26 protein-coding genes, 1 tRNA gene and 2 pseudogenes are annotated in these 26057 nt (G+C 69.7%); 17 read left to right on the forward strand and 12 right to left on the reverse strand.

What is annotated here, in order from left to right; all coding sequences use genetic code 11:
- Positions 1-6: 6 nt before the first annotated feature.
- The gene (locus O1G22_RS06590; RefSeq protein ID WP_270080442.1) at positions 7-783 is read left to right on the forward strand and encodes an SDR family oxidoreductase; all 777 of its coding nucleotides are present in this window, start codon (positions 7-9) and stop codon (positions 781-783) included.
- A gap of 34 nt (positions 784-817) precedes the next feature.
- The gene (locus O1G22_RS06595; protein WP_270080443.1) at positions 818-1822 is read left to right on the forward strand and encodes a Gfo/Idh/MocA family protein; all 1005 of its coding nucleotides are present in this window, start codon (positions 818-820) and stop codon (positions 1820-1822) included.
- Between the two features lie 47 nt (positions 1823-1869).
- Here O1G22_RS06595 and O1G22_RS06600 read toward each other — a convergent pair whose 3' ends face one another.
- From O1G22_RS06600 to O1G22_RS06620, 5 genes are all read right to left on the reverse strand, one after another.
- Positions 1870-2058: a hypothetical protein gene (locus O1G22_RS06600; RefSeq protein WP_225095122.1), complete on the reverse strand. Its 189-nt coding sequence runs from the start codon at positions 2056-2058 to the stop codon at positions 1870-1872.
- Positions 2059-2179: 121 nt separating this feature from the next.
- Positions 2180-3088 (reverse strand): sugar phosphate isomerase/epimerase family protein, encoded by a 909-nt coding sequence (locus O1G22_RS06605; protein ID WP_270080444.1) that lies wholly within the window; start codon positions 3086-3088, stop codon positions 2180-2182.
- Between the two features lie 2 nt (positions 3089-3090).
- Positions 3091-4002 carry an ATP-binding cassette domain-containing protein gene (locus tag O1G22_RS06610; protein ID WP_270080445.1) on the reverse strand — a complete coding sequence of 304 codons (912 nt, stop codon included), beginning with the start codon at positions 4000-4002 and terminating at the stop codon, positions 3091-3093.
- 3 nt (positions 4003-4005) lie between these two features.
- Positions 4006-5082, reverse strand: a complete 1077-nt coding sequence (locus tag O1G22_RS06615; RefSeq protein WP_270080446.1) for an ABC transporter permease — start codon at positions 5080-5082, stop codon at positions 4006-4008.
- Entirely contained in the window at positions 5082-6101 is a 1020-nt protein-coding gene (locus O1G22_RS06620; RefSeq protein WP_270080447.1) for a sugar ABC transporter substrate-binding protein, read from the reverse strand. Before O1G22_RS06620 ends, O1G22_RS06615 begins: the two co-directional genes overlap by 1 nt.
- Before the next feature lie 176 nt (positions 6102-6277).
- Between O1G22_RS06620 and O1G22_RS06625 the strand changes: the two genes are divergently transcribed.
- The 4 genes from O1G22_RS06625 to O1G22_RS06640 all read left to right on the forward strand — a co-directional run bounded on the left by O1G22_RS06625 (position 6278) and on the right by O1G22_RS06640 (position 10480).
- Positions 6278-7069 (forward strand): GntR family transcriptional regulator, encoded by a 792-nt coding sequence (locus O1G22_RS06625; RefSeq protein ID WP_270080448.1) that lies wholly within the window; start codon positions 6278-6280, stop codon positions 7067-7069.
- 224 nt (positions 7070-7293) lie between these two features.
- The gene (locus O1G22_RS06630) at positions 7294-8607 is read left to right on the forward strand and encodes an ABC transporter substrate-binding protein (RefSeq protein WP_270080449.1); all 1314 of its coding nucleotides are present in this window, start codon (positions 7294-7296) and stop codon (positions 8605-8607) included.
- Between the two features lie 8 nt (positions 8608-8615).
- Complete coding sequence (locus tag O1G22_RS06635) at positions 8616-9596, forward strand: carbohydrate ABC transporter permease (protein WP_270080450.1); 981 nt, start codon at positions 8616-8618, stop codon at positions 9594-9596.
- Complete coding sequence (locus O1G22_RS06640; RefSeq protein WP_225095130.1) at positions 9593-10480, forward strand: carbohydrate ABC transporter permease; 888 nt, start codon at positions 9593-9595, stop codon at positions 10478-10480. Before O1G22_RS06635 ends, O1G22_RS06640 begins: the two co-directional genes overlap by 4 nt.
- A gap of 103 nt (positions 10481-10583) precedes the next feature.
- Here the strand turns inward: O1G22_RS06640 and O1G22_RS06645 are convergent, their stop codons facing one another.
- Positions 10584-11282 carry a hypothetical protein gene (locus O1G22_RS06645; protein ID WP_270080451.1) on the reverse strand — a complete coding sequence of 233 codons (699 nt, stop codon included), beginning with the start codon at positions 11280-11282 and terminating at the stop codon, positions 10584-10586.
- Between the two features lie 170 nt (positions 11283-11452).
- Between O1G22_RS06645 and O1G22_RS06650 the strand changes: the two are divergent.
- Positions 11453-11671, forward strand: a pseudogene (locus tag O1G22_RS06650) (IS5/IS1182 family transposase); the annotation flags it as partial.
- Between the two features lie 169 nt (positions 11672-11840).
- On the opposite strand, the gene O1G22_RS06655 reads toward O1G22_RS06650, so the two are convergent.
- Positions 11841-14012: a TerD family protein gene (locus O1G22_RS06655; protein ID WP_270080452.1), complete on the reverse strand. Its 2172-nt coding sequence runs from the start codon at positions 14010-14012 to the stop codon at positions 11841-11843.
- A 92-nt stretch (positions 14013-14104) separates the two neighbouring features.
- On the reverse strand, positions 14105-14233 hold the full coding sequence (locus O1G22_RS06660; protein WP_270080453.1) for a hypothetical protein: 129 nt from the start codon (positions 14231-14233) through the stop codon (positions 14105-14107).
- A 52-nt stretch (positions 14234-14285) separates the two neighbouring features.
- Here O1G22_RS06660 and O1G22_RS06665 point away from each other — a divergent pair, with 52 nt between their 5' ends.
- The 5 genes from O1G22_RS06665 (at position 14286) to O1G22_RS06685 (ending at position 18996) form a co-directional block, all read left to right on the forward strand.
- Positions 14286-14981 (forward strand): LuxR C-terminal-related transcriptional regulator, encoded by a 696-nt coding sequence (locus O1G22_RS06665; protein WP_270080454.1) that lies wholly within the window; start codon positions 14286-14288, stop codon positions 14979-14981.
- The gene (locus tag O1G22_RS06670) at positions 14978-16132 is read left to right on the forward strand and encodes a sensor histidine kinase (protein WP_270080455.1); all 1155 of its coding nucleotides are present in this window, start codon (positions 14978-14980) and stop codon (positions 16130-16132) included. The genes O1G22_RS06665 and O1G22_RS06670 overlap by 4 nt, the downstream gene beginning before the upstream one ends.
- A gap of 97 nt (positions 16133-16229) precedes the next feature.
- A complete protein-coding gene (locus tag O1G22_RS06675) occupies positions 16230-16511 on the forward strand; it encodes a hypothetical protein (protein ID WP_270080456.1) in 282 nt (93 codons plus the stop codon).
- A 174-nt stretch (positions 16512-16685) separates the two neighbouring features.
- On the forward strand, positions 16686-18290 hold the full coding sequence (locus O1G22_RS06680; RefSeq protein ID WP_270080457.1) for a serine/threonine protein kinase: 1605 nt from the start codon (positions 16686-16688) through the stop codon (positions 18288-18290).
- Between the two features lie 40 nt (positions 18291-18330).
- Complete coding sequence (locus tag O1G22_RS06685) at positions 18331-18996, forward strand: hypothetical protein (RefSeq protein ID WP_270080458.1); 666 nt, start codon at positions 18331-18333, stop codon at positions 18994-18996.
- A 366-nt stretch (positions 18997-19362) separates the two neighbouring features.
- Here the strand turns inward: O1G22_RS06685 and O1G22_RS06690 are convergent.
- Positions 19363-19436 (reverse strand) — tRNA-Pro (locus O1G22_RS06690).
- 105 nt (positions 19437-19541) lie between these two features.
- On the opposite strand from O1G22_RS06690, the gene O1G22_RS06695 reads away from it, so the two are divergent.
- The 4 genes and pseudogenes from O1G22_RS06695 to O1G22_RS06710 all read left to right on the forward strand — a co-directional run bounded on the left by O1G22_RS06695 (position 19542) and on the right by O1G22_RS06710 (position 22102).
- Complete coding sequence (locus O1G22_RS06695) at positions 19542-20060, forward strand: DUF309 domain-containing protein (RefSeq protein ID WP_270080459.1); 519 nt, start codon at positions 19542-19544, stop codon at positions 20058-20060.
- A gap of 73 nt (positions 20061-20133) precedes the next feature.
- Entirely contained in the window at positions 20134-20907 is a 774-nt protein-coding gene (cobF, locus tag O1G22_RS06700; protein ID WP_270080460.1) for a precorrin-6A synthase (deacetylating), read from the forward strand.
- 59 nt (positions 20908-20966) lie between these two features.
- Positions 20967-21477 (forward strand): annotated as a pseudogene (locus O1G22_RS06705) (MFS transporter); the annotation flags it as partial.
- A gap of 127 nt (positions 21478-21604) precedes the next feature.
- Positions 21605-22102: a hypothetical protein gene (locus O1G22_RS06710; RefSeq protein ID WP_270080461.1), complete on the forward strand. Its 498-nt coding sequence runs from the start codon at positions 21605-21607 to the stop codon at positions 22100-22102.
- Here O1G22_RS06710 and O1G22_RS06715 read toward each other — a convergent pair.
- Positions 22089-22835, reverse strand: a complete 747-nt coding sequence (locus tag O1G22_RS06715; protein ID WP_270080462.1) for a cobalt-precorrin-6A reductase — start codon at positions 22833-22835, stop codon at positions 22089-22091. The genes O1G22_RS06710 and O1G22_RS06715 overlap by 14 nt on opposite strands.
- A 60-nt stretch (positions 22836-22895) precedes the next feature.
- Between O1G22_RS06715 and O1G22_RS06720 the strand changes: the two genes are divergently transcribed.
- Positions 22896-23675 carry an HAD-IIA family hydrolase gene (locus tag O1G22_RS06720; protein WP_270080463.1) on the forward strand — a complete coding sequence of 260 codons (780 nt, stop codon included), beginning with the start codon at positions 22896-22898 and terminating at the stop codon, positions 23673-23675.
- On the opposite strand, the gene O1G22_RS06725 is transcribed toward O1G22_RS06720, so the two are convergent.
- Entirely contained in the window at positions 23664-24446 is a 783-nt protein-coding gene (locus O1G22_RS06725; protein WP_270080464.1) for a sulfite exporter TauE/SafE family protein, read from the reverse strand. The two genes, O1G22_RS06720 and O1G22_RS06725, sit on opposite strands and share 12 nt — an antisense overlap.
- Positions 24447-24519: 73 nt before the next feature.
- Positions 24520-26037: a long-chain-fatty-acid--CoA ligase gene (locus O1G22_RS06730; protein WP_270080465.1), complete on the reverse strand. Its 1518-nt coding sequence runs from the start codon at positions 26035-26037 to the stop codon at positions 24520-24522.
- Positions 26038-26057: the final 20 nt, after the last annotated feature.

The raw sequence follows: 26057 nt of genomic DNA on the forward strand, positions 1-26057 counted from the left end.
CACATCATGGGACTTCTCGACGGCAAGGTGGTGCTCGTCAACGGCGGCAGCCAGGGCGTGGGGGCCGCGATCGTGCGGGCCGCCGTCCGCGAGGGCGCCGTCGTCGCGTTCACCGGCCGCCGCAGCGAACCGGGGGAAGCGCTGGTGGCGGAGCTGGCGGCGGCCGGCGGCAAAGCGATGTTCGTCCGCGCCGATCTCGCGGACGCCGAGCAGGCCAAGGCCGCGGTCGCCGAGGTGGTGGACGCGCACGGCCGGATCGACTGCCTGGTGAACTCGGCGGGGCTGACCTCCCGGGGCACTCTGCTGGACACCACCCCGGAGCTGTTCGACCAGCACATCGCGATCAACCTGAAGGCGCCGTTCTTCGCGATGCAGGCCGCGGTCGCCGACATGGTGGCCCGCACGGCGCCCGGCACGATCGTCAACATCATCACCTCGTCGGCGCACGGCGGGCAGCCGTTCCTGGCGCCGTACGTCGCCGCGAAGGCGGGCCTGGTGGGCCTGACCCGGAACGCGGCGCACGCCCACCGCTGGGACCGGATCCGGATCAACGGCCTGAACATCGGCTGGACGGCGACGGAGGGCGAGGACGCCACCCAGCGCGCCTTCCACGGCGCCGGCGACGACTGGCGCGAGCAGGCCGCGGCGAAGCTGCCGATGGGCAAGCTCGGCCAGCCGGACGAAATCGCCGACTTCGTGGTCCTGCTGCTGTCCGACCGCTCGGGCGTGGTCACCGGCTCGGTGATCGACTGGGACCAGAACGTGCTCGGCGGCCTCGACTAGAACTCCGCACCAACACCCTAGGAGCAACACCCCCATGCGTATCGGAATCCTCGGCCTCGGCCGTATCGGTGCCTTCCACGCCGAGACCCTCTCCAGCCTCGACGCCGTCGAGTCGCTCGTCGTCACCGACCCGTTCGCGGACGCGGCCAAGGCCGCCGCCGAGCGGTTCGGGGCCGAGGTCGTGGACTCGCCCGAGGCGCTGCTGGCCGCCGGTGTGGACGGCATCGTGGTGGCGGCCGCCACCGACGCCCACCCGGCCCTGATCCTGGCCGGCGTCGAGGCCGGCGTCCCGGTCTTCTGCGAGAAGCCCGTCGCCAAGACGATGGCCGAGGGCGTCGAGGTGCTCAAGGCCGTCCGGGACAGCGGCGTACCGATCCAGATCGGCTACAACCGCCGCTTCGACACGGGCTTCGCCGCCGCCCGGGCCGCCGTGCAGGCCGGTGAGCTGGGCAAGCTGCACACGGTCCGCTCCACGACCCTGGACCCGGCGCCGCCGCCCGCCGCGTACGTCGCCGCGTCGGGCGGGATCTTCCGCGACTGCTCCGTGCACGACTTCGACATCATCCGCTGGGTGACGGGCCGCGAGGTCACCGAGGTGTACGCGGTCGGCGGCAACCGCGGCGCCGACTACATCAAGGAGGCGGGCGACGCCGACACCACCGGCGCGATCCTCACCCTCGACGACGGCACGATCGCGGTGGTGTCCAACTCCCGCCACAACGCCCGGGGTTACGACGTCCGCATGGAGCTGCACGGCTTCACGGACTCCATCGCGGTCGGCCTGGACGACAAGCTCCCGCTGCGCTCGGTCGAGCCCGGTGTGACCTTCCCCTCCGGCACCCCGCACGACTTCTTCATGGACCGCTTCACGGACGCCTACCGCGCCGAACTGACCGCGTTCACCGAGGTCGTGACCGGCGCCCGCCCGTCCCCGTGCACCATCGAGGACGCCCTGGAGGCCGGCTGGATCGCCGAGGCCTGCACCCTGTCCCTGCACGAGCACCGGCCGGTGACCATCGCGGAGGTCCGCCAGGCCTGAGCCGACGGGACGGCGCCGGGCCGGTGCCCGGCGCCGTCTTTCGTGTCTCAGCCGCAGTACCGGATCAGCCACTCGTCGGGGTTGTACGTGTCCCGCGCCGGGTCCGGTACGGTCGCCGGGCTGGTCTCCACCGTGTCCTGCGGGCGTATCCGCTCGGGCAGCGTGCCGAAGCGGGTGCGGCGGGCCGCCGCGGCGTCGGTGTCCTGGGACGTGCGTGCTTCCGTACGGTGTGTCATCGCGTCCTCCCGTCTGCGCGGGCTTCCCCCGTCATCCTCACAACGCCCGCGTGCCCCCGGTTGGTTCCCGGCCGTTTCCTGGCCGAATCCACCGGGGGCACGTAGGAAAGCGCGCGGCTCGTCAGGCCCCGCAGGAGCGCAGGAACCGGCGGGTGCGGACCGCGATCGGCAGCGGCTTGTCCGGCTCGCAGGGGTACATGTCCTGCTCGACGATCGCGAACAGCTCCACGCCCAGCCGCTGCGCCGCCGCCAGCACCGGGCCCAGCTCCGGTACACCCGAGGGCGGTTCGCACATCACTCCCTGGGCGACGGCCGGCCCGAAGGGGATGCCCTTGGCCTGTACCTCGGCCAGGATCTCCGGGTCCACCTGCTTCAGGTGCAGATAGCCGATGCGCTCGCCGTAGGTCTCGATCAGCTTGACGCTGTCCCCGCCGCAGTAGGCGTAGTGCCCGGTGTCCAGGCAGAGGTTGACCAGCTCGGTGTCGGTCGAGTCCAGGAACCGTTCGACGTGGTCCTCGGTGTCGATGTGGGTGTCGGCGTGCGGGTGGACCACGATGTCCAGGCCGTACGTCTCCTTGACCTCGTGGCCGAGCCGCTCCATGCCCTTGGTCAGGTGCGCCCACTGCTCGGCGGTCAGCTCCTGGGGTTCCAGGATCTCGGCGGTCTTGTCGTCCCGCCAGAAGGAGGGGATGACCACCAGGTGGCGCGCGCCCATGGCCTGGGTGAGCGCGGCGACCTGGCTGACGTGCGCCCAGGTCTGCTCCCAGACGGACGGGCCGCGGTGCATGCCGGTGAAGACCGTGCCCGCCGAGACCTTGAGGTTGCGCCGGGCCACCTCGTCCCTGAGCCGCGCCGGGTCGGTGGGGAGATAGCCGTACGGGCCGAGCTCGATCCACTCGTAGCCGGCCTCGGCCACCTCGTCCAGGAAGCGGTCCCAGGGGACCTGCTGCGGGTCGTCCGGGAACCAGACGCCCCAGGAGTCGGGGGCCGAGCCGACCCGGATGCGGTCCAGGGGGGTGGGGTGCGCCATGGTCAGGGGGTTCCTTCCGGGGAGTTCGCCACGGGTGCGGTCAGGTCGCTCTCCTCGGGGAGTTCCTCGGTGTCGACGCCTCGTACCTGGGCCAGTTCGTGCTTGAGCGCGGCGAGTTCGGCGCCGCCGGCCATGTGGTTGGTCAGCTCCTCCAGACCGACCTCGCTGCGGTCGGCGGACAGTTCCAGCGTCCCCAGCCGCAGGACGCTGAAGTGGTCGCCGACCATGTAGGCGTGGTGGGGGTTGTGGGTGATGAAGATGACGCCCAGTCCCCGGTCACGGGCGGCCGCGATGTACTTCAGCACCACCCCCGACTGCTTCACGCCCAGCGCCGCCGTCGGCTCGTCCAGGATCAGCACACGGGCGCCGAAGTAGACGGCACGGGCGATGGCCACGCACTGGCGCTGGCCGCCGGACAGGGTACCGATGGGCTGTTCCAGATCGTCCAGGACGATGCCCATGTTGCGCAGCTCCCGGTCGGCGGTCGCCTTCATCCCCGCGATGTCCAGCCGCCGCAGCGGCCAGGGACCCCTGGTCATCTCCGAGCCCAGGAAGAAGTTCCGCCACACCGGCATCAGCGGCACGGTCGCCAGGTCCTGGTAGACCGTCGCGATGCCCTTGTCCAGGGCCTGACGCGGGCTGGAGAAACGCACCGGGGTGCCGTCGACGAGGAACTCGCCCTCGGTGTGCTGGTGCAGCCCCGAAATGATCTTGATGAGGGTCGACTTGCCCGCGCCGTTGTCACCCAGCACACAGGTCACCCGGCCCTCGTGGACCTTCAGATCGACCCCGTGCAGCGCCCGGATGTTGCCGTAGGACTTGCCCGCACCCCGCAGTTCGACGAGGAGGCCGTCGGCGGCGGGCGGGGTGTCCTGGACGACCGTGCCGTGGGTGCCTGCCGTGTTGTCAGTCATCGGTTACCTCCGGGTCGCCGTGCGCTGGACCCACAGATTGATCAGGACGGCGCCGAGGAGCATCACGCCGAGGAAGGCCTTGAACCAGTCCGGGTTCCAGCCGGCATAGACGATGCCCTGCTGCACCATGCCGAACATGAACGCCCCGAAGACCGGGCCGATCGCGGAGCCGGAGCCACCGGTGAGCAGACACCCGCCGATCACCGCCGCGGAGATGTAGATCAGCTCCTGCCCCACACCCTCGCCCGACTGCACGGTGTTGAAGGAGAACAGGTTGTGCATGCCGATGAACCAGGCCCCGAAGCCGACCAGCATGAACAGCGAGATCTTCGTGAACGTCACCGGCACACCGACCGCCCGCGCGCTGTCCTTGTTGCCACCGACCGCGAAGATCCAGTTGCCGTACTTCGTGCGCAACAGCACCCAGGTCGCCAGAGCGGCGAAGACCAGCCACCACACCACCGTGATCTTCACCTGGACCCCGCCGACGTCGAACGACGAAGCGAAGACCTTCTTCGCCTGGCTGAAGCCGTCCATGTCACTGATGTCGTCGGTGGCGACATTGCCGGTCACCCACTTGGTCACGGCCAGGTTCGCACCCTGGAGGATCAGGAACGTGCCGAGCGTGACCAGGAAGCTCGGCAGCCCGGTCTTGACCACCACCCAGCCGTTGAAGAACCCGATCGCCAGCGACACCAGCAGCGCGACGAACACGCCGACCCAGACGTTCATGGTCAGCTGGTAGCTGAGCATGCTCGCGGTCAGGGCCGAGGAGATCACGGCGACGCCGGAAGACAGGTCGAACTCGCCGCCGATCATCAGCAGCGCCACCGGCAGAGCCATGATGCCGATGGTCGAGGACTGGTAGAGGATCGTCGCCATCGAGCTGCCCTGGCGGACCGAGGGCGCGACGACCAGGAAGAAGACCAGGACGGCGGCGGCGCCGAGGAAGACCCCCACCTCCGGGCGGGCCAGCAGCCGCAGCGCCAGGGGGCGTTGGGCGGTACGGCCGTCGGTCTGCTCCGGGCCGGAGGCCGGCGGTGTGGTCACCGCCGGCTCGGCGTGCTGGGCCATGCTCATCACCGGGTGCCCTTCGCGGCGAACTCGGCGACCTTGTCGACGTTCGACTTGTCGACGAAGGCCGGACCGGTGAGCACCGGCTGCACTCCGCCGCCGCTGTAGTTGCCGTTGTTCTTGTAGAGCCACAGGGAGTCCACGGCCAGGTAGCCCTGAAGGTAGGGCTGCTGGTCGACGGCGAACTCGATGGAGCCGTTCTGGACGGCCTTGACCAGGTCCTTGTTCAGGTCGAAGGTGGCCACCTTGGCCTTGCTGCCCGCGTCGCCCACCGACTGCACGGCGGTCAGGGCGAAGGGGGCGCCGAGGGTGACGACGGTGTCGATGGCGCTGTCCTGCTTCAGCTTGGCCGTGATGGTCGACTTCACCGACGGCATGTCGGTGCCGTTCACATACAGGGTCTCAGTGGTGCCCTGGAACGTCTTCTTCACGCCGTCGCAGCGCTGGGTGAGGCCGATGTTGCCCTGCTCCTGGATGACACACACGACCTTCTTGGCGCCGGTCGAGTTCAGCTTGCTGCCGAACGCCTCGCCCGCCACGCTCTCGTCCTGCCCGAAGAACTCCAGCAGGCCGAGGTTCTTCCAGTCGCTCAGTCCGGAGTTCAGGCCCACCACCGGGATTCCCGACTGCTCCGCCTTGCCTATGACGCTCTTCATGGCGTCCGGCTTGGCCAGGGTGACCGCGATGCCGTCCACCTTCTGGTCGATCGCGTTCTGCACCAGGTTCGCCTGGTTGCCCGCGTTCGGGTCGGCGGAGTAGATCAGCTTGATGTTGTCCTTGGCCGCGGCGGCCTCGGCACCCTTGCGGACGGTGTCCCAGAAGGTGTCACCGGGTGCCTGGTGCGTGACGAGCGCGACGGTCATCCGAGGGGTGTTGGCCTTGCCTGCCGAGGCGCTCTGCGCCGCCTCCTCGGACTTCTTCCCGCCGTGGCTGCTGGAACAGCCGGCGAGGGTCAGAGCTGCCGCTGCGGCCACCGCCACGACGGGGGCCAGTCTGCGGGAGCGGGAGCGAGAAGAGCGGTCCATCTTTCCAGCACCTCACTGTGCGTGCGACGGGGGAAGGGCTGTTGCGTTGGGACGCGATCCAAGTCCCTGGTGAGGCCCGATGTCAATACTTTGTTAAGACATCATTTCACGAGCAGGTCCGAATGTAAGTACAAATCATTGACACTCGGACCCCCGCGGGCCTACACCTGACAGGCATGAGCCCAGTACACCGCACACCGCAGCGAACGGCACCGGGTGACCGGGCGGTCGACTCCCTCACCTTCGACCTGGACCGCACGAGTCCGGTGCCCCTGTACTACCAGCTCGCCCAGCAGCTGGAGGCGGCCATCGAACACGGAGTGCTGGCTCCGGGCAATCTCCTGGGCAACGAGGTCGACCTGTCCGTGCGGCTCGGCCTGTCCCGCCCCACGGTCCGCCAGGCGATCCAGTCCCTGGTCGACAAGGGCCTGCTGGTGCGCCGCCGCGGGGTGGGCACCCAGGTCGTCCACAGTCAGGTCAAGCGGCCCCTGGAACTCAGCAGCCTCTACGACGACCTGGAGTCGGCCGGGCAGGGACCGAGCACCCGGGTGCTGCGCAACGAGCGGATCCCCGCCTCCCCCGATGTGGCCGCGGCCCTCGGCCTCGCGGAGGGCACCGAGGTCACCGTACTGGAGCGGCTGCGCTCGACCCATGGCCAACCGGTGGCGTTCCTGTGCAACTACCTGCCCCCCGCACTGCTCGAACTCCCCACGGAGCGGCTGGAGTCGACGGGCCTGTACCGGATGCTGCGGTCCGCCGGCATCGCCCTGCACAGTGCCCGGCAGTCGATCGGCGCCCGCAGCGCCACCGCCGAGGAGGCCGCCCTGCTCGACGAGAAGGAGGGCGCGGCCCTGCTCACCATGCGCCGCACCGCCTACGACGACACGGGCCGGCCGGTGGAGTACGGCAGCCATGTCTACCGGGCCTCGCGCTACGCCTTCGACTTCCAGCTGCTGGTCAGGCCCTGAACCGGCCCATCCGGCCCGCAGTTCAACGAAGTTGCAGGTAACGGTGACGATTACGTTTCGGGCAAGAGACTCCCGAGTGCGACCCGACCTATTGACGCATGAGCGGACATGGGGGTGTTATGACGCCCACGATGTTCGGTCGAGTTGATTTCTGAGCGGTTTCGGCGATCTTTCGGTGATCAACTCATCCCCTTGACCGAGCCCTGCATTCTTCAGGAGCCGCCATGCGCCTCTCCCCCTCCGGTCTTTCCGTCCCGGGTCCCAGCCGTCGCTCACTGCTCCGCGGAGCAGGCGGTGCCGCCTTGCTCGCCGGTGCCGGCATACCCCTGCTGTCCGCGTGCGGGAGCAGCGGTTCCTCCTCCGACCCGAAGACGGTCACGGTCGGCTCCAACGCCTCCGACGCGGTGCCGAAGAAGGCCTTCGAAAGCGTCTACGCGGACTTCACGAAGCAGTCCGGCATCACGGTCAAGGTGAACACCAAGGACCACAACACCTTCCAGGAGCAGATCAACTCGTATCTGCAGGGCACGCCGGACGACGTGTTCAACTGGTTCGCCGGTTACCGCATGCAGTTCTTCGCGGCGAAGGGGCTGGCCTCACCGATCGACGACGTGTGGGCGAAGATCGGGGACAATTTCCCGGACGCGATGAAGAAGCTCAGCAAGGGCGAGGACGGCAAGTACTACTTCGTGCCGGTGACGACGTACCCCTGGGCGATCTTCTACCGCAAGAGCGTCTTCTCGCAGCACGGCTACCAGGTCCCCACCACCTGGGACCAGCTGGTGGCCCTGTGCAAGCAGATGAAGAAGGACGGCCTGGTCCCGATCGCCTTCGGCGACAAGGACGCCTGGCCGGCGATGGGCACCTTCGACCAGATCAACTTCCGTCTCAACGGCTACGACTTCCACGTCCAGCTGATGGCGGGCAAGGCCTCCTGGACGGACTCCAAGGTGCGGGCGGTCTTCGACCACTGGGCCGAGATCCTGCCCTACCACCAGGACGGCTTCATGGGCCGTACCTGGGAGGACGCGGCGCAGACGCTGGTGTCGAAGAAGGCCGGCATGTACCTGCTGGGCTCCTTCGTGGCCCAGCAGTTCACCAACAAGGCCGACCTGGACGACCTCGACTTCTTCCCCTTCCCGGAGATCAACTCCGCGTACGGCCAGGAGACCGTCGAGGCCCCCACCGACGGCTTCATGGTCAGCAAGTCCCCGAAGAACCACGCGGGTGTCCTCAAGCTGCTGGAGTACCTGGGCAGCCCGGCGGCCGAGGAGATGTACCTCAAGACCGACCCGAGCGTGGTCGCCGCCTCCGACAAGGCCTCCACCTCCGCGTACTCGCCGCTGCAGAAGAAGGCGTTCGAGATGATCGGCGCCGCCAAGAACCTCACCCAGTTCATGGACCGCGACTCCCGGCCCGACTTCACCTCCACCGTGATGCAGCCAGGGCTGCAGAAGTTCCTCCAGAACCCGCAGGGCGTGGACAGCCTGCTGTCGTCCATCGAGCGCCAGAAGAAGACGATCTTCGCGTCCTCGTGAGCGACCCGATGACGACCGACACGACGACGCAGACCCCGGAGGCGGCCGCCACGGCGCCCCCGGGGCCCACGCCCGAGAAGAAGCGGGCCACGCAGGGCCACCGGCGCCTGCTGACCCGCCGTGACCGCATCACGCTCGGCCTCATGGCCGGGGTGCCGACGGTCCTGCACGTGGCCCTGGTCTGGGTCACCGCCATCGCCTCGATCTTCCTCGCCTTCACCACCTGGGACGGCATCGGGTTCGACTCGATCAAATGGGTGGGCCTGGACAACTTCAAGCAACTCTTCAACGACAACCCGCAGTTCTGGCCGGCCGTCCAGCACAACATCATCTGGTTCGTCGTCCTGATCCTGATCCCGACACCGTTCGGCCTGTTCCTCGCCGTCCAGCTCGACAAGAAGATCCGCTTCAGCCGCCTCTACCAGACCGCGTTCTTCCTGCCCGTCGTCATCTCGATGGCCTGCATCGGCTTCGTCTGGCAGCTGGTCTACAACCCCGACACCGGCCTGATCAACAGCATCATCGGCGCCAACAAACCCGGCCACTACATCGACTGGATCGGCAACCCGCACCTGAACCTGTGGGCCGTCCTGATCGCCGCGTCCTGGCGGCACACCGGCTACATGATGATCCTCTACCTGGCCGGCCTGAAGAGCGTCGACCCGTCGCTGCGGGAGGCCTCGGCCCTGGACGGCGCCAACGAGTGGCAGACGTTCAAGAGCGTCATCTTCCCCACCCTGCGCCCGACCAACACCGTCGTCCTCGTCGTCACCATCATCGAGGCCCTGCGCGCCTTCGACCTGGTCTTCGTCTTCAACAAGGGCGCCCAGGGCACGGAGTTGCTGTCGATCCTGGTGACGAACAACATCATCGGCGAGTCCAGCCGCATCGGATACGGGTCGGCGATAGCTGTCGTCCTGCTGGTGATCTCCCTCGCGGTGATCATCCCGTACCTGATCGCCACCTTCCGGAAGGAGCGGCGCGCATGAGCAGCACCACTCTGCCGCTGAAGCGGCGCGCCCCGATCCGCCCGGCCCGCGTCCTGCTGCACGTCTTCCTCGCCGGTACGGCACTGGCCTGGCTGGCCCCGCTGCTCTGGGCCATCTTCTCGGCCCTGCGGCCGTACAGCGAGACCAGCGCCAAGGGCTACGTCTCCTGGCCGAGCAAGCTGACGTTCGAGAACTTCACGAACGCCTTCCAGCAGTCGGACATGCTGCACTACTTCGGCAACACGCTGATCATCGCGGTGCCGGCCGTGCTGCTGACCCTGTTCCTGTCCTCCTGCGTGGCGTTCTACGTCAGCCGCTTCGACTTCCGCCTCAACCTCGCCCTGCTGCTGGTCTTCACCGCCGGCAACCTCCTGCCCCAGCAGGTCATCATCACCCCGCTGTACCGGCTGTACCTGCTGACGAACCTGCCCGGCATCACCGCCAGCGGCAAACTGTACGACTCCGCCCTCGGCCTCGTCCTCATCCACGTGGCGTTCCAGTCCGGGTTCTGCGCGTTCGTGCTGAGCAACTACATGCGCTCACTGCCCCACGAACTGACCGAGGCCGCGCTGGTCGACGGGGCCTCGGTGTGGCGGCTGTACTGGCAGATCACCCTGCCGCTGTGCAAACCCGCGATGGCGGCCCTGGCGACGCTGCTGTCGATCTGGATCTACAACGACTTCTTCTGGGCACTGGTACTGATCTCGACCGGCGACAACATGCCGATCACCTCGGCCCTGAACAACCTCTCCGGCCAGTACTTCACCGACCCCAACCTGGTCGCCGCAGGCTCCCTGCTCACCGCGATCCCCACCCTGATCGTCTACTTCGCCCTCCAGCGCCAATTCGTCAGCGGCCTGACCCTGGGCTCCAACAAGGGCTGACGGACCGGGCGATAAACGACCGAGGGGGGTGCCGGATTACTCCGGCACCCCCCTCGACCTGCGTTTCAGCCGTCGTCATGCTTCGGGACCCCCGAGCCTGACATCAGCGCCGGACGCGCCGCGCGTTGCGGGAGGTATCGGCGAGCTTGGTCTGCTTGCGCCACTCCGGGTATTCCTCGCCGTACTTCTGGTGCACCTTCCCTTCGCGTGTAATGACGACGTAGCCCCCTTTGGACATCTGGAAGGGAGCGGTGACCTTGCCGAGAAAGTCGAACTTCTCGCCCTTGGCAGCCCTGGGGTCGAACCAGTGCGGGCTGCAGAAGTTCGACACGCTCACCCGGCCGACACCGAGCACATCGACCGGGTACGAGTCGGATTCCACCGCGTCGCAGCATTCCAGCGCATAGGCCTCACCGTTACCGGCGTCGGCCCAGAGGTTCACGTGCGGGTCGACCAGCGTTTCGAGCACTTCGTGGCTCAGCACGCTGGAGACGGTGAGCGGGCCGGTGAGGACGGCGCCGCCGTTGTCGAGCACGGGGCGGGCGAAGACCCTGCCGTAGATCACGTCTCCTTGTTCCTCGGTGTGCCAGCCGAGCGCATCGGCCTGGTCGGCGTCGTCCATGATCGCGATACACCAAGCCCCGGGAGGGGCCTCCTCCTCGTCGGCGGCATAGACGACCGGAGTCGGCGTCTGACCCCAGATCGGCGCCGCGTGCATTTCCACCTGAGTGGCACAGGCGCGGGTCATGGCCTTCACTTCGTCATCGGTGCAGAGAGTCGACTTGTTCACCACGGTGATCACGGGAGTTCCTCCTCGGCGGGGACATGGGAGTCGCGGACACCGAGGCAGGTTTTCCGCAGCTACGGCCCGCCGTCACGGCAACAACCCTTCTGGCACACCGATGCCGCCCGCACGGCAGAGCGTCGAACCCGAATGCATCAATCCGGCTTGGCCAACCCGATGTGGTACGGCCCGGAACCGGTCCATCGCTTCCGTCGGGACGACAGGATGTGAACCTGCGACCCCTTGAACACAACGCCTCCCACCGCGAAGTGCGTGCCCGCATTGAACACGCCTTCACCCGGCCGAAGGGCTGGAAGATCCTCCGCGACTGCCGCCTGAATGGCGCCGGTGTCCATCACGCCATGCTCGGCATCGCCCGCCTGCACAACCACGCCCTCGCCGGATGATGCAGCGGCCCGCACCGCGCGCGGCTGCATCGGCGCACACGAAAACTGGGAGGCGCCGGGCGGGCGCCTCCCAGTCGAGGTCGACGGCGAGGAAAGCGAAGGAACTCGTTTCTGGAAAGGAGTTGAGAAGGAAGCCCCTTCATGGCCTCGCCGTGGGCAACGCTAGCACTCAGCCCGGGATCAAGTCGCGCAGATTTTCGAGGGTGATGATCCGTGAGTCCGGATGCAGTCCCTCGGGACGTTCGAGGCCGATGTACATCACGGGCCCGTCCGGGACCGACTCGCCGTCCCACCGGTCCACGGTCGTGGTGCCGCCGGACATCAGGTCGATCAGGTACCCCACCGTCAGCTGCTCGCGCTCCACGATGGCGCGCACCACCTTCGACACGGATGCCTGGTTCTCCTCGACCCGATTGGCCGACGAGATGCCCTTCAGATACAGGTGCAGCCACTTCGCGCACCACCGGCCGTCGTCCCCACGCTGGAACACCAGCGGCAGCGCCACCCGGCCCACCCCACGCAGCTCCGACTTCATCCGCACTGTGCGCGGATCGAACGGCCGGCCCTTCTGCTCACCGTCGCGCAGCATGAAGCCGAAGAACGACTCCTCGACCTCTTCGAAGCCTTCGCCGGCGTAGATGTTGACCTGCGGAACGATGAAGGTGCTGCGCACTCGGCCCAGGGACAGGCTGATGAACTCCGAGGCCCCGTCGGGCGCCTCGGTGATGTCGCCCGAATGCCTGCCCCCGACGGCCTTGAGGGACGTGTAGGAGAGCCAGGAATCGGTGCTGTAGTCGGCGTGCAGAAGCAGCGCCGACAGGTCGTAGTCGGTCCGGTCCTTGGTCTGCTTCCAGTACACGAAGAAGCGCAGCTCTTCGCCGTCGACCGCGGAGACCGACCCTCGCGGCAATACGCCGAGCCCGGCCGCGGTTGCCCGGCCGCTGAGCGGAAGCGCCACGTCCACGACATCGGGGTCGAGCAGCAGCCGGCCCGGCGCCGGGAGCCGACGACGCATCTCGGTGTCGAGGGCGGCGATCAGACGATCGCGGTCTGCGGCCGGTACCGGCGGTCGGAAGTCGGGGGTCACCCAGGCGCGACCCCGGCGGTTGACGAAGACCCGGGGTTCGTCGCTCTCACGTGCCCGGTTGTGGAGATGCTCGCGCACCGAGAGCACGACCCGGCCGGAGACGTGGGGAGCGGCCTGCACCGCGGCGGCCACCACCGCGTCCCGTTCCTCCTGGTCGGCGGCGATGCGCAGCAGGAGGTCCAGGGCGCGGAACAGCTTGCCGGGAGCGGACTTCAGCAGTTCCACAGCCCCGCGGACGTCGTACGCGTCGAGCAGCTTCTCGATCCGGCTGTCGAAGGACGGTGCCTCCTTCTCGCCCCGCGCGACCGCGAACACATCGGCGGCGTGCGGCCAGCGCGGGTATTCGTGCGGGTGGAGGCGCTCGCCGAGCCGCTTGAAGGGTTCCCGGTGCGCGTGCACATCGGCGAGCTTCGCGGGGTTCGCCGCGACCACGGCGTCGAGACCCGCGAGCAGTGCCCGCCGCAGCGGCCGCGACAGCGCCCGAAACCGGGTCGGTTCCTGCAACGTCACGTCGCCGCCCGACAGCGCGCAGGCCAGCCGCAGCACATCGGTGACGGTGTCGAGGAGGAGGTCCGCCCCGACGCCGACCCGGGCTTCGTTGATGACCGCCCGGTTCTCCCGGACCGGGATGGCCTCCGGCTGGGGGCCGAGCGCGCACCGCTCGGCGAGGGCCTTGAGGTCGCGCAGATCGTCCTCGCCCAGCGGGGTCGTGCTGCCGGCCAGGGCCAGGTACAAGTCGGTGAGTTCGTCGTCCAGGTCCCGGCCGAGATGCAGGACGGTGACCCGGTCGCCCGCCGAGGCGATCAGTTCGTCCTGCGCCGCGAGCATTTCCTCGTAGGTGTGCTGGTACCGGCCGTACGTGGGGAGGCTGAGCAGGTCCAGCACCCCGTTCCTCAGCTGCGTCAGCACGTTCTTGCGCGACTTGTCGTCGCCGAGCGCTTTCGCCACGCACTGCATCCAGAACTCTTCGGTGTCCGGCACGTTCGCCGGGAAGTCGATGAAGTACGAGTTGTGCCGGACGTGGTCGCCCACCATCTCGCTCACGGTGCGCAGCGTCCGCTTGGCGGTGTGCACGACCGCGGCCTCGGACAGCCCCGACAGCCGCTCCAGCAGCTCCGCCGAGAGCTTGAACCCCACGGATGTCAGTGCCGCGTCGAACTGCCGTGCGGCGATGGCTCCTTCCCCGGCAGAGCCCTTGGGGGAGGAAAGGCGGTGGGTGTGCCGGATGACCAGCGATTCGAGACTGTGCGCCATTCGGGGATGATCGCAGAGGTGCGCGAGCCGGTGCACAGGAGTTTTTGTACGCTCTCCGACGCTGTGATCACACCCGCCACCGCAAGATCATGTCACCCGCGAGCGACAGTCACCAGGCTGGACGCCTGCGCCGCGCGGTCGTCCCAGGCACCGACCGTGGTCAGGGCGATGAGCGCGAGCAGGATCATCAGCGGTGCCAGGCCGACCTCCGTGACCGCCACGCCTCAGGGAACCGCTCGCAGGCTGCCTGCGACCTCCTCACCGTGAACACCCTTGTGGCGAAAGGCCCTTGGCGTCAGGGGCAGGGTTTGGCACGATACCCAGGTGCCCGGGGATGATGCGCTGGTCTGCGTCGCGGTGGTCGATGACCATCCCATGACACGCCGAGGCGTCGCGGCGATCCTCACCGACGCAGGTGGGTTCGCCGTCACCGCGTCCACGCCGGATCCCGGGGAGCTGGGCGATCTCGGGGCCTTCGACCTGATCCTGGTCGATCTGTATCTGGAGGACGACACCCCCTGTGTGCCGCTGGTGGCCCGGCTGGCGGCTACCAACCGGGTGCTGGTGATGTCGGCGTCACGTCGGCAGGGCGATGTGCGGGCGGTGATCAGGGCAGGCGCGGGCGGGTATGTGACCAAGCAGTCCGATCCGGAGCTGATCGTCTCCGCCGCCCGGACCGTGGCCGCGGGAGGTTTCGCACTCTCCGCACAACTGGCCGACATCCTGAAGGTGGAGCTGGAACAGGATCCGGAGCCGGACACCGGTCCAGGACGCCTGTCGCAGCAGGAGGCACGGGTGCTGGACATGATCGCGCAAGGGTTCACGCACCAACAGATCGCTTTCCGCCTGGGGATCAAGAAATCGACGGTGGACACCCACGTCGAGCGGATCCGCGTCAAGCTGCACGCAGGGAACAAGGCCGACCTGACCCGGATCGCCCTGGAACGGCAACGGCGCGGCAAGGCGTGAGCGAGACAGGCGGCGCGGGTGCGGTCGCCCGGTTGAGACGTCTGGAACTCCTCGCACTGGCCTTGGCGAAGGCGGGCGGATTCCTCAATATCGGGGCCGGCCTGCTCACGGATCGCGCGGAAATGCGCTCCGTGCCGGGATGCTTGTGCCTGGCAGCGGGACTGCTGCCCACCGGGGTGGGGGTGGTGGTGGCCGGCTTCCGGCGAGGCCGAGTCCTGCCCGGATGGGTGACCGCGGACATCCTGGTGACAGGGGTGGCACTCGCATTGAACGCGCAGCTGGTACGCCCGGGGCCGCAGACCGGCTGGGCGTACTTCAGCTACCCGTACTCGCTGCTCTCCCTGGTCGGGGTGGGCATGGCGTACCGGCGCCTCGCCGTCACGGCGGCGGCCGCGGTGGCACTCGCCCTGGTCTACCTGCTGTCGGTATGGACGGTGCCCGGGCAGGGATGGAACGGGGTGCCCAACGTCGTGAGTTACCTCGGGCTGACGCCACTGGTGTGGCTCGTGACCCACGAGCTGGACTCGAACGCACGGACCATCGACCGCGAACGCGAACTGAGCGAGGACCTGGCCCGCGGCCAGGAGCGCACGCGGTACTACCGGATCCTGCACGACCGGGTGCTGCAGACTTTCGAGGCACTGCTGCGCGACGGCCTGGTGACCGCGGGTGAGCCGCGCTCCTATCTCGCGACCGAGGCCGCGTGGCTACGGCACCTGGTGGAGACCGGTGACGAGCGCTCCTCCGGCGACCTGCTCGCGGCACTGGACTCGGTCGCGGCCCGGATGGCCCATCAGGGCCTGAAGGTGGAGGTGAACGCGGCGGCGCTGACCCAGGGCGGGAGCCCGCACAGTCGTCTTGAGAGGGACCAGGTGGCAGCAGTGGCCGACGCGGCGGCCGAGGCCCTGGCCAACACCCGCAAGCACGCGGGCGTGGACCGGGCGGTGGTCCGCGCCACGGTGGAGGGCGGCTGCGTCCTGGTCAGCGTCACCGACGCGGGACGCGGCTTCGACCCGTCCGCGTTGCCGCGCCGCTCCGGCCTGGAGCGATCCATCACCCAGCGGCTGGCGGAAGTGGGCGGCACCGTCCTCGTCGACTCGGCGCCGGGCGCCGGAACCTGCGTCCGGCTGGCCGTCCTTCTAAAACCGTAGCCCTCTGTCCTGCGAACTGCCCACAGTCCGCAGGATGTTGGAGCATCCCCGCGCCGGTTTACGGTGAGGATCCGCCACCACTGACGCGGGAGGCTCCATGGACACCGGGCCAGTCGTAGATCCGATCGCACAGCCCGCCGCGACCGAACTCGTCGCACGAGCGCGGCATGTGAACGCGCTTGTCGCGGAGATGGTTTCCACGGCGGCACCGCTGGTCGAGCCGACCGTCTGGAACGGCACCGACGCCGGCGTGTTCCGGGCCGCCTGGCCCGGCCTCGTCAACAGTGTCAGGACCGCCACCGCCGACCTCCTCGACACGGCGTCGGACGCCCTGCGGAGCATCCAACGGACCAGCGCCGCACAGGAAGCGGACGGCTGACGGCCACTCACCCTCGCACCCGACCCGGCGACGAACCACCCAGCACCTGCGGCAGGCCTGCCCGGCAGCGGGCGGCGGCACGCACCCGTCCGGCGCCTTCAGGCGCACACCGGCCGACGGATCGGCGGACACCCTGCCGTCCATCGGGTGATCAAGAAGGAGGATCGACGCGCCATGAACGCCAGGCTCTACATCGGCCCCGATCAGGAGCCTGACCGCTACCGCCTGCTGAAGTCGATCGGGCGCGGCGGCGAGGCCACCCTGTACCTCGCCGAACTCGAACTCGCCGGCGCGACCGAGCCTGTCGTGGTCAAGATTCTCGACTCGCGCGCGACGCTGACCCCCGCCGACTTCCAGCGGATCAGCACCAAGTGGCGTGACCAGGCCGAACTGCTCCGCTTCGTGCACCGGCCCGGCGTGGTGGGCGTACGCGAGCACTTCGAGGGACCGCCCACCCACCCCCGCGGAACCTCCCAGGCCGTCTCCGGGCGTGCGCTCTACCTCGTGATGAACCACGTCGAGGGCCTCGACCTGCGGGACTGGCGCGCCGAACACACCCTGGCCACCTCCGCCGAACGCCGGGAGGCCATCCGCTGCATCGAGCAGCTCGCCGAAGTCCTCGACTGGCTGCACTCCGGTTCCGCCACGCCCTCCGGCCGCGTTGTCGTCCACGGTGACCTGTCCCCCGGCAACGTCATGATCGACACCAACGGGCAGGCCGCCCTCGTCGACTTCGGCCTGAGCAAACTCACCGCCGACCACCTCACCGCCGAGGTCTGGTTCACGCCCGGCTTCGCAGCGCCGGAGGTCTTCGAGGGCAAGCGCTCCCCTGCCACCGACCGCTACGCCTTCGGCGCCCTGGCCTATTTCCTGCTCAGCGGCGAGTCGCCGGCCACCACACCGCAGCAACTGCGCGAGGCGTTCGCCGGCCTGCCCTGCCTGGCCACGCTCGCCGCCGATGCCGACGGCACCGACCGCCTGCTGTCCCTCTTCTCGGCCGATCCCGCTTCCCGCCCCGAAGCACTCACCCCCTGGGTCCGGGCCCTGCGCCACGCGGCCGTATCCACCACCACGGCGTCCACCCGACTCCCGCCTCGACCGATACTCCCCCCGACGGCCACCTCGGCACCGAAACGGCACACCAGAAGCAGCCTCAGGGCAGTCATCGGCTCGGTGGCCCTCGTCCTCCTGGTCACGGCCGGTGTCCTGATCACCTCCTACGCCCACGACCGCGACAAGACGTCCGCAGGCGCTGCCACTGCGGCCACCCCTCCCTCCGCCACCCACAGCACCACGACGCCACCAGCCGATCCGCCCTCCGCATCGCCCACCCCGGCGCAGAACAGCGGCACGGAACAGAACAGCGGCACGGACTTGTCAGCGCTGACGCCCGTCAGTGAGGACGCGAACGCCGACGGCCCCTTCACCACCGGCCCTGCTCACATCGGTACGCACACCTATCCGAACAGCGTCATCTTCACCTGCGGGGCGGGATTCCAGTCCCACGTCGTCTACGACGTGGCCGGTTACAGCACCCTCTCCGCCACCGTCGGCTCACCCAACGACGCCGACTACGCCATCGGCAACAGCCTGGCCGTGAACTTCTTCAAAGACAGCGCCGCCGACCAACTGGGCCCCACCATCAACGTCTCAGTGGGCAAACCGCAGAAGATCCACGTGGATCTCAACGGGGCTTCACAGGTGGAAATAGCCTGCTCCGGCCTCGCCGCCCAGGGGTACACCGAGGTGGCCCTCGGCGATCCGGAACTGACCCGCTGACCCCTCCGGCAGATCAGCAGCAGCAGAAGAGGAACTCGCCATGTCCGACGACACCGGCACGCCGTCCTTCCCGCCTCCCCCTCAAGGGCCGCCGCCACCTCTCCAGAATCCACCACCCCCTCCGCAGAGCCCGCCACCCGCTCCCGTCTGGCCGCCCCAGTACATCCCCGGGCAGGCACCGGGCCGGCCCACCAGAAATCCGCGCTCGGCACGGCTCTTCCTCACCTCGGCGGGCACCTCACTGCTCACCCTCGTCTGGCTCTGGCTGCCGTGGACCGACGTGACCTGGCAGAGCTACGGGGACCCGGAAAGCCTCTCCTCGAACGGCTTCCACACCATCCCCTCAAACTGCTTCCTCACCTGCGCGTCGACCTCCACCTCGGTGTGGGCGATCCTGCTGGTCATCTCCTCCGCGCTGTGCGCGCTGTGCGCCGTGGTGTGGCTGCTCTCCGGCGAACCCATGCTCGGCCACGCGATGGTCACCGTCTCCGTGGCCATGGTCCTGCTCGCCGCCGTCAACGGCGCCGCGCTCTACCTGGAGACGCTGTCGATCACCGACAACGAGAACGGCTACGCCGCCCACCCGAGCATCGGCCCCTTCGCGGCCCTGGCCACCGCCGCGATCACCCTGGTGTGCGCCGTCCGGGCCCGCCGCGCCTGCACCGCCCCTGACGCCTCCGGAACCGTGAAAGGAGTGGGGGAGTGAGACGAGGAGGGCCTGAAGTGGAGGCATTCCAGGCATTGCGCACCGGGGACCCGGAGCCGGTGGGGCCCTACCGCGTCGTAGCACGGCTGGGTGCCGGCGGCATGGGCCAGGCGTACCTTGGGGCGTCGCGCTCCGGGCGCGTGCTCGCGGTGAAGGTCACCGCCAACCGTCGCCAACGGCGTCCTGTACGGCGGTAACTCCGACCATCACCTCTACGCCATCACGCCACAGCCCGTCTCCAGACCACACGTCAGCGGCTTCGTTCAAGTGCGCTGGTCCCCATCCGGTCCCCGAGAAAGATCGAGGGGCCGTTTCAGATCTCGTCTGAAACGGCCCCTGACCTGCGACTACGGAGCATTGCTCCCGTCGGGACGACAGGATTTGAACCTGCGACCCCTTGACCCCCAGTCAAGTGCGCTACCAAGCTGCGCCACGTCCCGATGCGCTGACTCGCGGTGTTCCGCGTGATCGCGCGAACAGAACTTTACCCCACGTCCGGGGGTGCGCCGAAGAGGGCCCGGACAGGGCGGAGGACAATCGGCGGTATGACGAACGCGGGCGCATCGGACGCCAGGGACCGCGACACCGACGGACGGGCGCGCAACGCACGGCCCCGGGACGGGCTCGGCCGGCCGCTGCCCTACGGCGCCGAGGGCGTCCCCCGCCAGCCGGAGGGGGTCGTACGGACGCCTGACCGGACGGTGGCCGAGGCGCAGGCGCTGCTGGCGGCGGGCAAGCCGTTCCACGCGCACGAGGTGTTCGAGGACGCCTGGAAATCGGGGCCGCGCGCCGAGCGGGCGCTGTGGCGGGGCCTGGCCCAGCTGGCGGTCGGGCTGACCCACGCGGCCCGGGGCAACGTCGTCGGCGGGGCGCGCCTGCTGCGGCGGGGCGCGGGGGCGGTCGAGACGTGGGAGCAGGAGCGGGGCGAGGACCGGCCGTACGGGCTGGATCTGGCCGGGCTCGCCCGGTGGGCGCGGGAGCTGGCGGAGCGGGTGGAGCGGGGGGCCGGGCCGGTGGATCCGGTGGCCGAGGCGCCTCGGCTCGGGTGGGAGGAGATCCGCTGACCGGGCAGGCGGCCATGACCGTGCGTACGGAGGCGGTGGACGCGTTGTCAGTGGCATGGGGCAGACTCGGGGCGTGCGAAAGATTCATGTCATCGGTATCGGCGCGGGCGACCCCGACCAGCTGACCCTGCAGGCCGTCAAGGCGCTGCGGAGCACGGACGTGTTCTTCCTGCTCGACAAGGGCGAGGTGAAGAGCGATCTCACGGGGCTCCGCCGGGACATGCTCGACGCGCATCTGCCCGAGGGGTCGTACCGGGTGGTGGCGGCCCGTGACCCGGAGCGAGACCGCGCGGCGGGCGGGGCGGCGTACTCACCGGCCGTGGAGGACTGGCGCAGCGCCCGCGCCGGGATCTACGAGCGGCTGATCGCCGAGGAGCTGGGCGAGGACGGCACCGGCGCCTTCCTGGTGTGGGGCGATCCCGCGCTCTACGACAGCACGCTCGGGATCCTCCAGGAGGTGCTGGAGCGGGGCGCGGTCGTCTTCGAGTACGACGTCATACCCGGCATCAGCAGTGTCTCCGCGCTGGTGGCCCGGCATCGCACGGGGCTGAACCGGGTGGCGCGCCCGGTGCAGATCACCACCGGCCGGCGGCTCGCCGAGGGCTTCCCGCAGGGGGTGGACGACGTGGTGGTGATGCTGGACGCCCACCAGACCTTCCGGCAGTTCGCCGGCGAGGACATCGACATCTACTGGGGCGCCTACATCGGTACCCCGGACGAACTCCTCGTCTCCGGACCGCTCGCCGAGGCCGGCCCCGAGATCGAGCGGGTGCGGGCCGAGGCGCGCGAGCGCAAGGGCTGGATCATGGACACGTATCTGCTGCGCAGAAACCCCGAAGACGCGTAGCGGTACTCGGGCGGACCGCCCGGCATGCGGCACTGGGCCACCCGTGTGATCGTGACCTCGTGCCCCTGGCCGAGGAACCCGCACCGCCCGCCGCCGCGCAGACTCCCGTGCTGGACGCCCGCCGGCGCAACGTCGTCTTCGTGACGATCGTGCTGGGCATGCTGCTCGCGGCCCTGGACCAGACCATCGTCGGCACGGCGCTGCCGACGATCGTGTCGGACCTGGGCGGTGCCGCGCACATGTCGTGGGTGGTCACCTCGTATCTGCTCGCGGAGACCGTGGCGACCGTGCTGGTCGGCACGTTCGGTGACCTGTTCGGCCGCAAGGTGGTCTTCCAGGTCTCGGCGATCGTGTTCATCACCGGCTCGTTCCTGTGCGGGCCGGCCACGAACATGACGCTCCTGATCGTGTGGCGTGCGGTGCAGGGCGTCGGCGCGGGCGGGTTGATGGTGACGGCGATGGCACTCATCGCGGACGTCATCCCGCTGCGTGAGCGCGGCAGGTACCAGGGCGCGATCGGCGCGGTGTTCGGGGTGGGCGACGGTCATCGGGCCGCTGCTGGACGGGATCGCCAAGCGGCTGCTCGTGGAAGACCTGTCCGACGGCCTGCCCGACCGGGCCCCCGCGGAGCCGGAGCCGTGCGCGGCGTGACGAAAACCGGGTGAGCCGGGTGCCGGGCGACGGTCATACTCGGGCCATGTCCGCCGCCTCCCCCGTCCGCTTCCGCGACCCGCGCAGCACGGAGTACGACTTCCTGGACTCGATCCTGGTGCACTGTCCGCGCTGCGACCGCCTCGCCCGCGTGCGGCGCCAACCGCACGCCGAGGAGCGGCCGTTGTTCGCGCCCCGGCGGCTGGTCTGCCGGTCGTGCGGGCTCATGCGGGCATGGACGGGCCGGGGCATCGGCCTCTGGGCCGGTTCGAGAGGTCCCGCCGAGGACCCGTACCTCCGCGCCCGGCTGTGGCTCCAGCGCGAGACCCGGCACGGCTGGCTGTGGGCCTACGACCTCGGGCACCTGGATCTGATCCGGCGCTATGTCGACGCGGGCCTGCGCGAGCGCGCCGACTGGTACGACACCGGACAGAAGATGACCCTCGTCGCCCGCCTCCCCACCTGGATCAAGAGCGCGAAGCACCGGGACGAGGTGCTGCGCACCGTCGACCGGATCCGGGCGTCGGTCCTCACGCCGGGCTGAGGCCCAGCCTCTCCAGGACGTCCGCCACGTCCGGCACCGCCGTCACCCCCGGCGGCAGCGGAGGCCGGCGTACGACGACGACGGGCAGCCCGAGTTCCCTCGCGGCGGTCAGTTTCGCGGCCGTGGCCTCTCCGCCGCTGTCCTTGGTCACCAGCACGTCGATGCGGTGGGTGCGCAGCAGCTCCGTCTCCTCGGCGACTGTGAACGGGCCGCGCGCGAGGACCAGTTCGGTGTCCGGCGGCATGGGCGGCTCGGGCGGTTCCACCGAGCGGACGACGAAGTGCAGGTCTCTCAGGTGGGCGAAGGCCGCGAGGCCCAGGCGTCCGGTGCTGAGGAACACCCGGCGGCCGAGAGCGGGCAGTGCCTCGGCGGCGCCGGCCAGGGACGGGACGTCGTACCAGCGGTCGCCGGGGCCGGGCCGCCAGCCGGGGCGTCGCAGCACCACCGCCGGTACCCCGGTGGCCGCCGCCGCGCGGGCCGCGTTGGCCGTGATCGCCTCGGCGAAGGGGTGGGTGGCGTCGACAAGGGCGTCCACGTGGTGGGCGCGCAGCCAGTCGGCGAGGCCGTCCGCGCCGCCGAAGCCTCCGGTCCGCACCTCGCCGGCCACCGCTCCCGGACGGGCGACCCGGCCGGCCAGGGAGGTGGTGACCCGGACGCCGGGGCGGGCGGCCAGGACGGCGGCGAGGCGGCGGGCCTCGGTGGTGCCGCCGAGGATCAGGACGTGCGCGGGCATAGGGGTGAGCGTACGAGGTCGTAGGGGCCCGTCCGGCGTCCGGGTCGCTACGGTCGGGGCATGGAATCCGTGCGTGCCGTCCTGATCGACATCGACGGTGTCCTCACCGTCTCCTGGAAGCCGTTGCCGGGCGCGGTGGAGGCGCTGCGCGCCGTCCGGGACGCGGGACTGGGCGTGGTGCTGGTGACCAACACCACCTCCCGGTCCCGGGCGTCCATCGCCGCAGCGCTCGTGGACGCGGGGTTCCCGGTGGGGGCCGAGGACATCCTGACGGCACCCTCGGCCACCGCCGCCCATCTGGCCGGAGCCCGCGTCGCGCTGCTGAACAGCGGGGACATCGGCGAGGATCTGACGGGGATCACCCTCGTCGGGGACGGCGACGACGAGGTTCCGGACGTCGTGCTGCTCGGCGGCGCCGGACCGGAGTTCGGTTACGAGGCGCTCAACCGTGCCTTCGGCCGGCTCCAGCGGGGCGCGCGGCTGGTCGCCCTGCACCGGAACCTGTACTGGCGGACCGACGAGGGGCTCCAGCTGGACGCGGGGGCGTTCCTGGCGGGCCTGGAGGCCGCCGCGGGGGTCGAGGCGGAGGTCACCGGGAAGCCGTCGCGGGCCTTCTTCGAAGCAGCGCTGGGGCGTCTCGGGGCCGGCGCGGAGCAGGCATTGATGATCGGGGACGACGTCGAGCACGACGTCCTGGCGGCGCAGCGGCTCGGCATCACCGGGGTGCTGGTCCGCACGGGCAAGTTCCAGCAGCAGACCCTGGAGCGGGCGAGCGGCACACCGGACCACGTCCTGGACTCCTTCGCGGACCTCCCGGACCTGCTGGGGCTAGCGCAGTAGCAGCTGCACCCCGCCCACGACCGTCGCCGCGATCACGAGTTGTTCGAAGAGCCGCTGGTTGATCCTGTTCACAGCCCACTTGCCGAACAACGCACCGGGCACGACGAACACCGCGAGCGCGGCGTCCAGGAGCAGCGAGCGCCCGTCGATCAGGCCGAGGCCCGCGCTGAACGGCACCTTGGACACGTTCACGATCAGGAAGAAGAACGCCGACGTGCCCAGAAAACCCAGCTTCCGGAAACCGGCCGAGAGCAGATACATCGACATCACCGGGCCGCCCGCGTTGGCGACCATCGTCGTGAACCCGCCGAGCACGCCGTACGAGCGCGCCTTCATCCGGCCCGCCCGGCTCGTCACCGCGTCCGGTTCGTCCGCCCCGTCCGCGCTCTCCGCCCGGCGCCTCCGCCACAGCGTGACACCGGCCATCAGCAGCAGGATCGCGCCGATCGAGGTCCGTACGACCCCGTCGTCGGCCCACACCAGGAACAGCGTGCCGACCACGACCCCCGCCGCGACGGCCGGGAACAGCCGCCACAGGGTGGGCCAATGGGCGTGCCGACGGTAGGTGAGGACGGCGAGCACGTCGCCGGCGATCAGGACGGGCAGCAGCACGCCGGTGGAGGCGCGGGCGGGCAGGACGGCCGCGAAGATCGCGAGGCTGACCGTGTTGGCGCCGCTCACCGCGGTCTTGGAGAAGCCGACGAGCAGGGCCGCGAAGGCGAGCGCCGCGAACCCCCAGCCGGATATGTGCCAGAGCGTCATCGTGTTCATGCGGGGACCGATGCTATGTCCGGACAACTCACCGGCGTAAGGACCGTCTCGCCAGGTGATCCCTGCCCGCCCGCTACGCTCCCTTTTCCGCGTACTTCGCCCGAAGTTCCCGCTTCAGCACCTTCATGCTCGGCCCCAGCGGCAGTGCGTCCGTGAACTCCACGCGCCGCGGGTACTTGTGCCGGCCCAGGTGTTCCTTGGACCACTCGGTGAGCGCGGCGGCGTCGGGGGCGGTGTCCGGCGCCGGTACGACGACGGCGCACACCTCCTCGCCGTGCAGCTCGTCGGGCAGGCCGATGACGGCGGCCTGGGCGATCGAGGGGTGGCGCATCAGGACCTCCTCGACCTCCCTCGGGTAGACGTTGTAGCCGCCGCGGATGATGACGTCCTTCTTGCGGTCGACGATCCTCAGGAAGCCCTCGTCGTCCTTGGTGCCGAGGTCGCCGGTGCGGAACCAGCCGTCGACCAGGGCCTCGGCGGTGGCCTCGGGCCGGCCGAGGTAGCCGGAGAAGACGTTGTGGCCGCGGATGACGACCTCGCCCAGTTCGCCGGCCGGCAGCAGCTCGATGCGGTCCTCCGACTCGGCCCGCGCGATCTCCACGTCGACGCCCCACAGCGGGTGGCCGATGGTGCCGGCCCTGGTGCCGAACAGCGGCTGGTTGACGGTGGCCGTCGGCGAGGTCTCCGACAGCCCGTACCCCTCGTAGATCCGCGCGCCGAACGCCTCCTCGAACCGCTCCAGCACGGCGACGGGCAGCGAGGCCCCGCCGGAGATGCAGACCCGCAGCTCGGGGAGGTCGGCGGCGTGGGGAGCCGCCGCCGCGAGGGCGACGTACATGGTCGGCACCCCGTGGAAGGTGTTCACGCCTTCCGCGACCATCAGCTCGATGGCGCGGGCCGCGTCGAAGCGGGGCAGCAGGACGAGCGTGGCGCCCGCCCGCCACGTGGAGTTGAGGGAGACGGTCTGGCCGAAGGCGTGGAAGAGGGGCAGCGCGCCCAGGGCGATGTCGTCGGCACGGATGTCGTTGGCGTCGAAGGCGTTGACCGTCGCGTTCATCACGATGTTGAAGTGGCTGAGCACCGCGCCCTTGGGGACGCCGGTGGTGCCGCTCGTGTAGAAGATCACCGCCGGGTCGTCGGCGGCGCGGGTGACGTACGAGGGCAGCGGCTCGGTGTCCGCCGCGAGCTTGTCGAACTCCTCGCCCAGGGTGACCACGTGGACCCCGAGAGCCTCGGCGGCGGCCTGCCCGGTCTCCGCCTGGTTCGGATGGACGAGCAGCAGGACCGCCCCGCTGTCCCGCAGCACGTGCTCGACCTCGCCGGCCGACAGCAGCAGATGGACGGGGACGACGACCGCGCCGGCCGCGGCGATCGCGTAGTAGGCGATCGGGAACTCGGCGGTGTTGGGAGCCATGAGGGCGACCCGGTCCCCGGGCCGTACACCGAGGCCGGCGAGGGCGCCGGCCTGCGCGAGGGAGCGCCGCCACACCTCCCCGAAGGTGAGCCGCAGTTCGCCTTCCACGAGGGCGGTCTTGCCGGGTCGGCGCTTGGCGTTCTCGGCGAGGATGGCGGCGACGGACAGGGTTGCCATGGAGTGCTGCTCCGTTTCCT

The organism is Streptomyces camelliae (assembly GCF_027625935.1).
Taxonomy (GTDB): Bacteria; Actinomycetota; Actinomycetes; order Streptomycetales; family Streptomycetaceae; genus Streptomyces; species Streptomyces camelliae.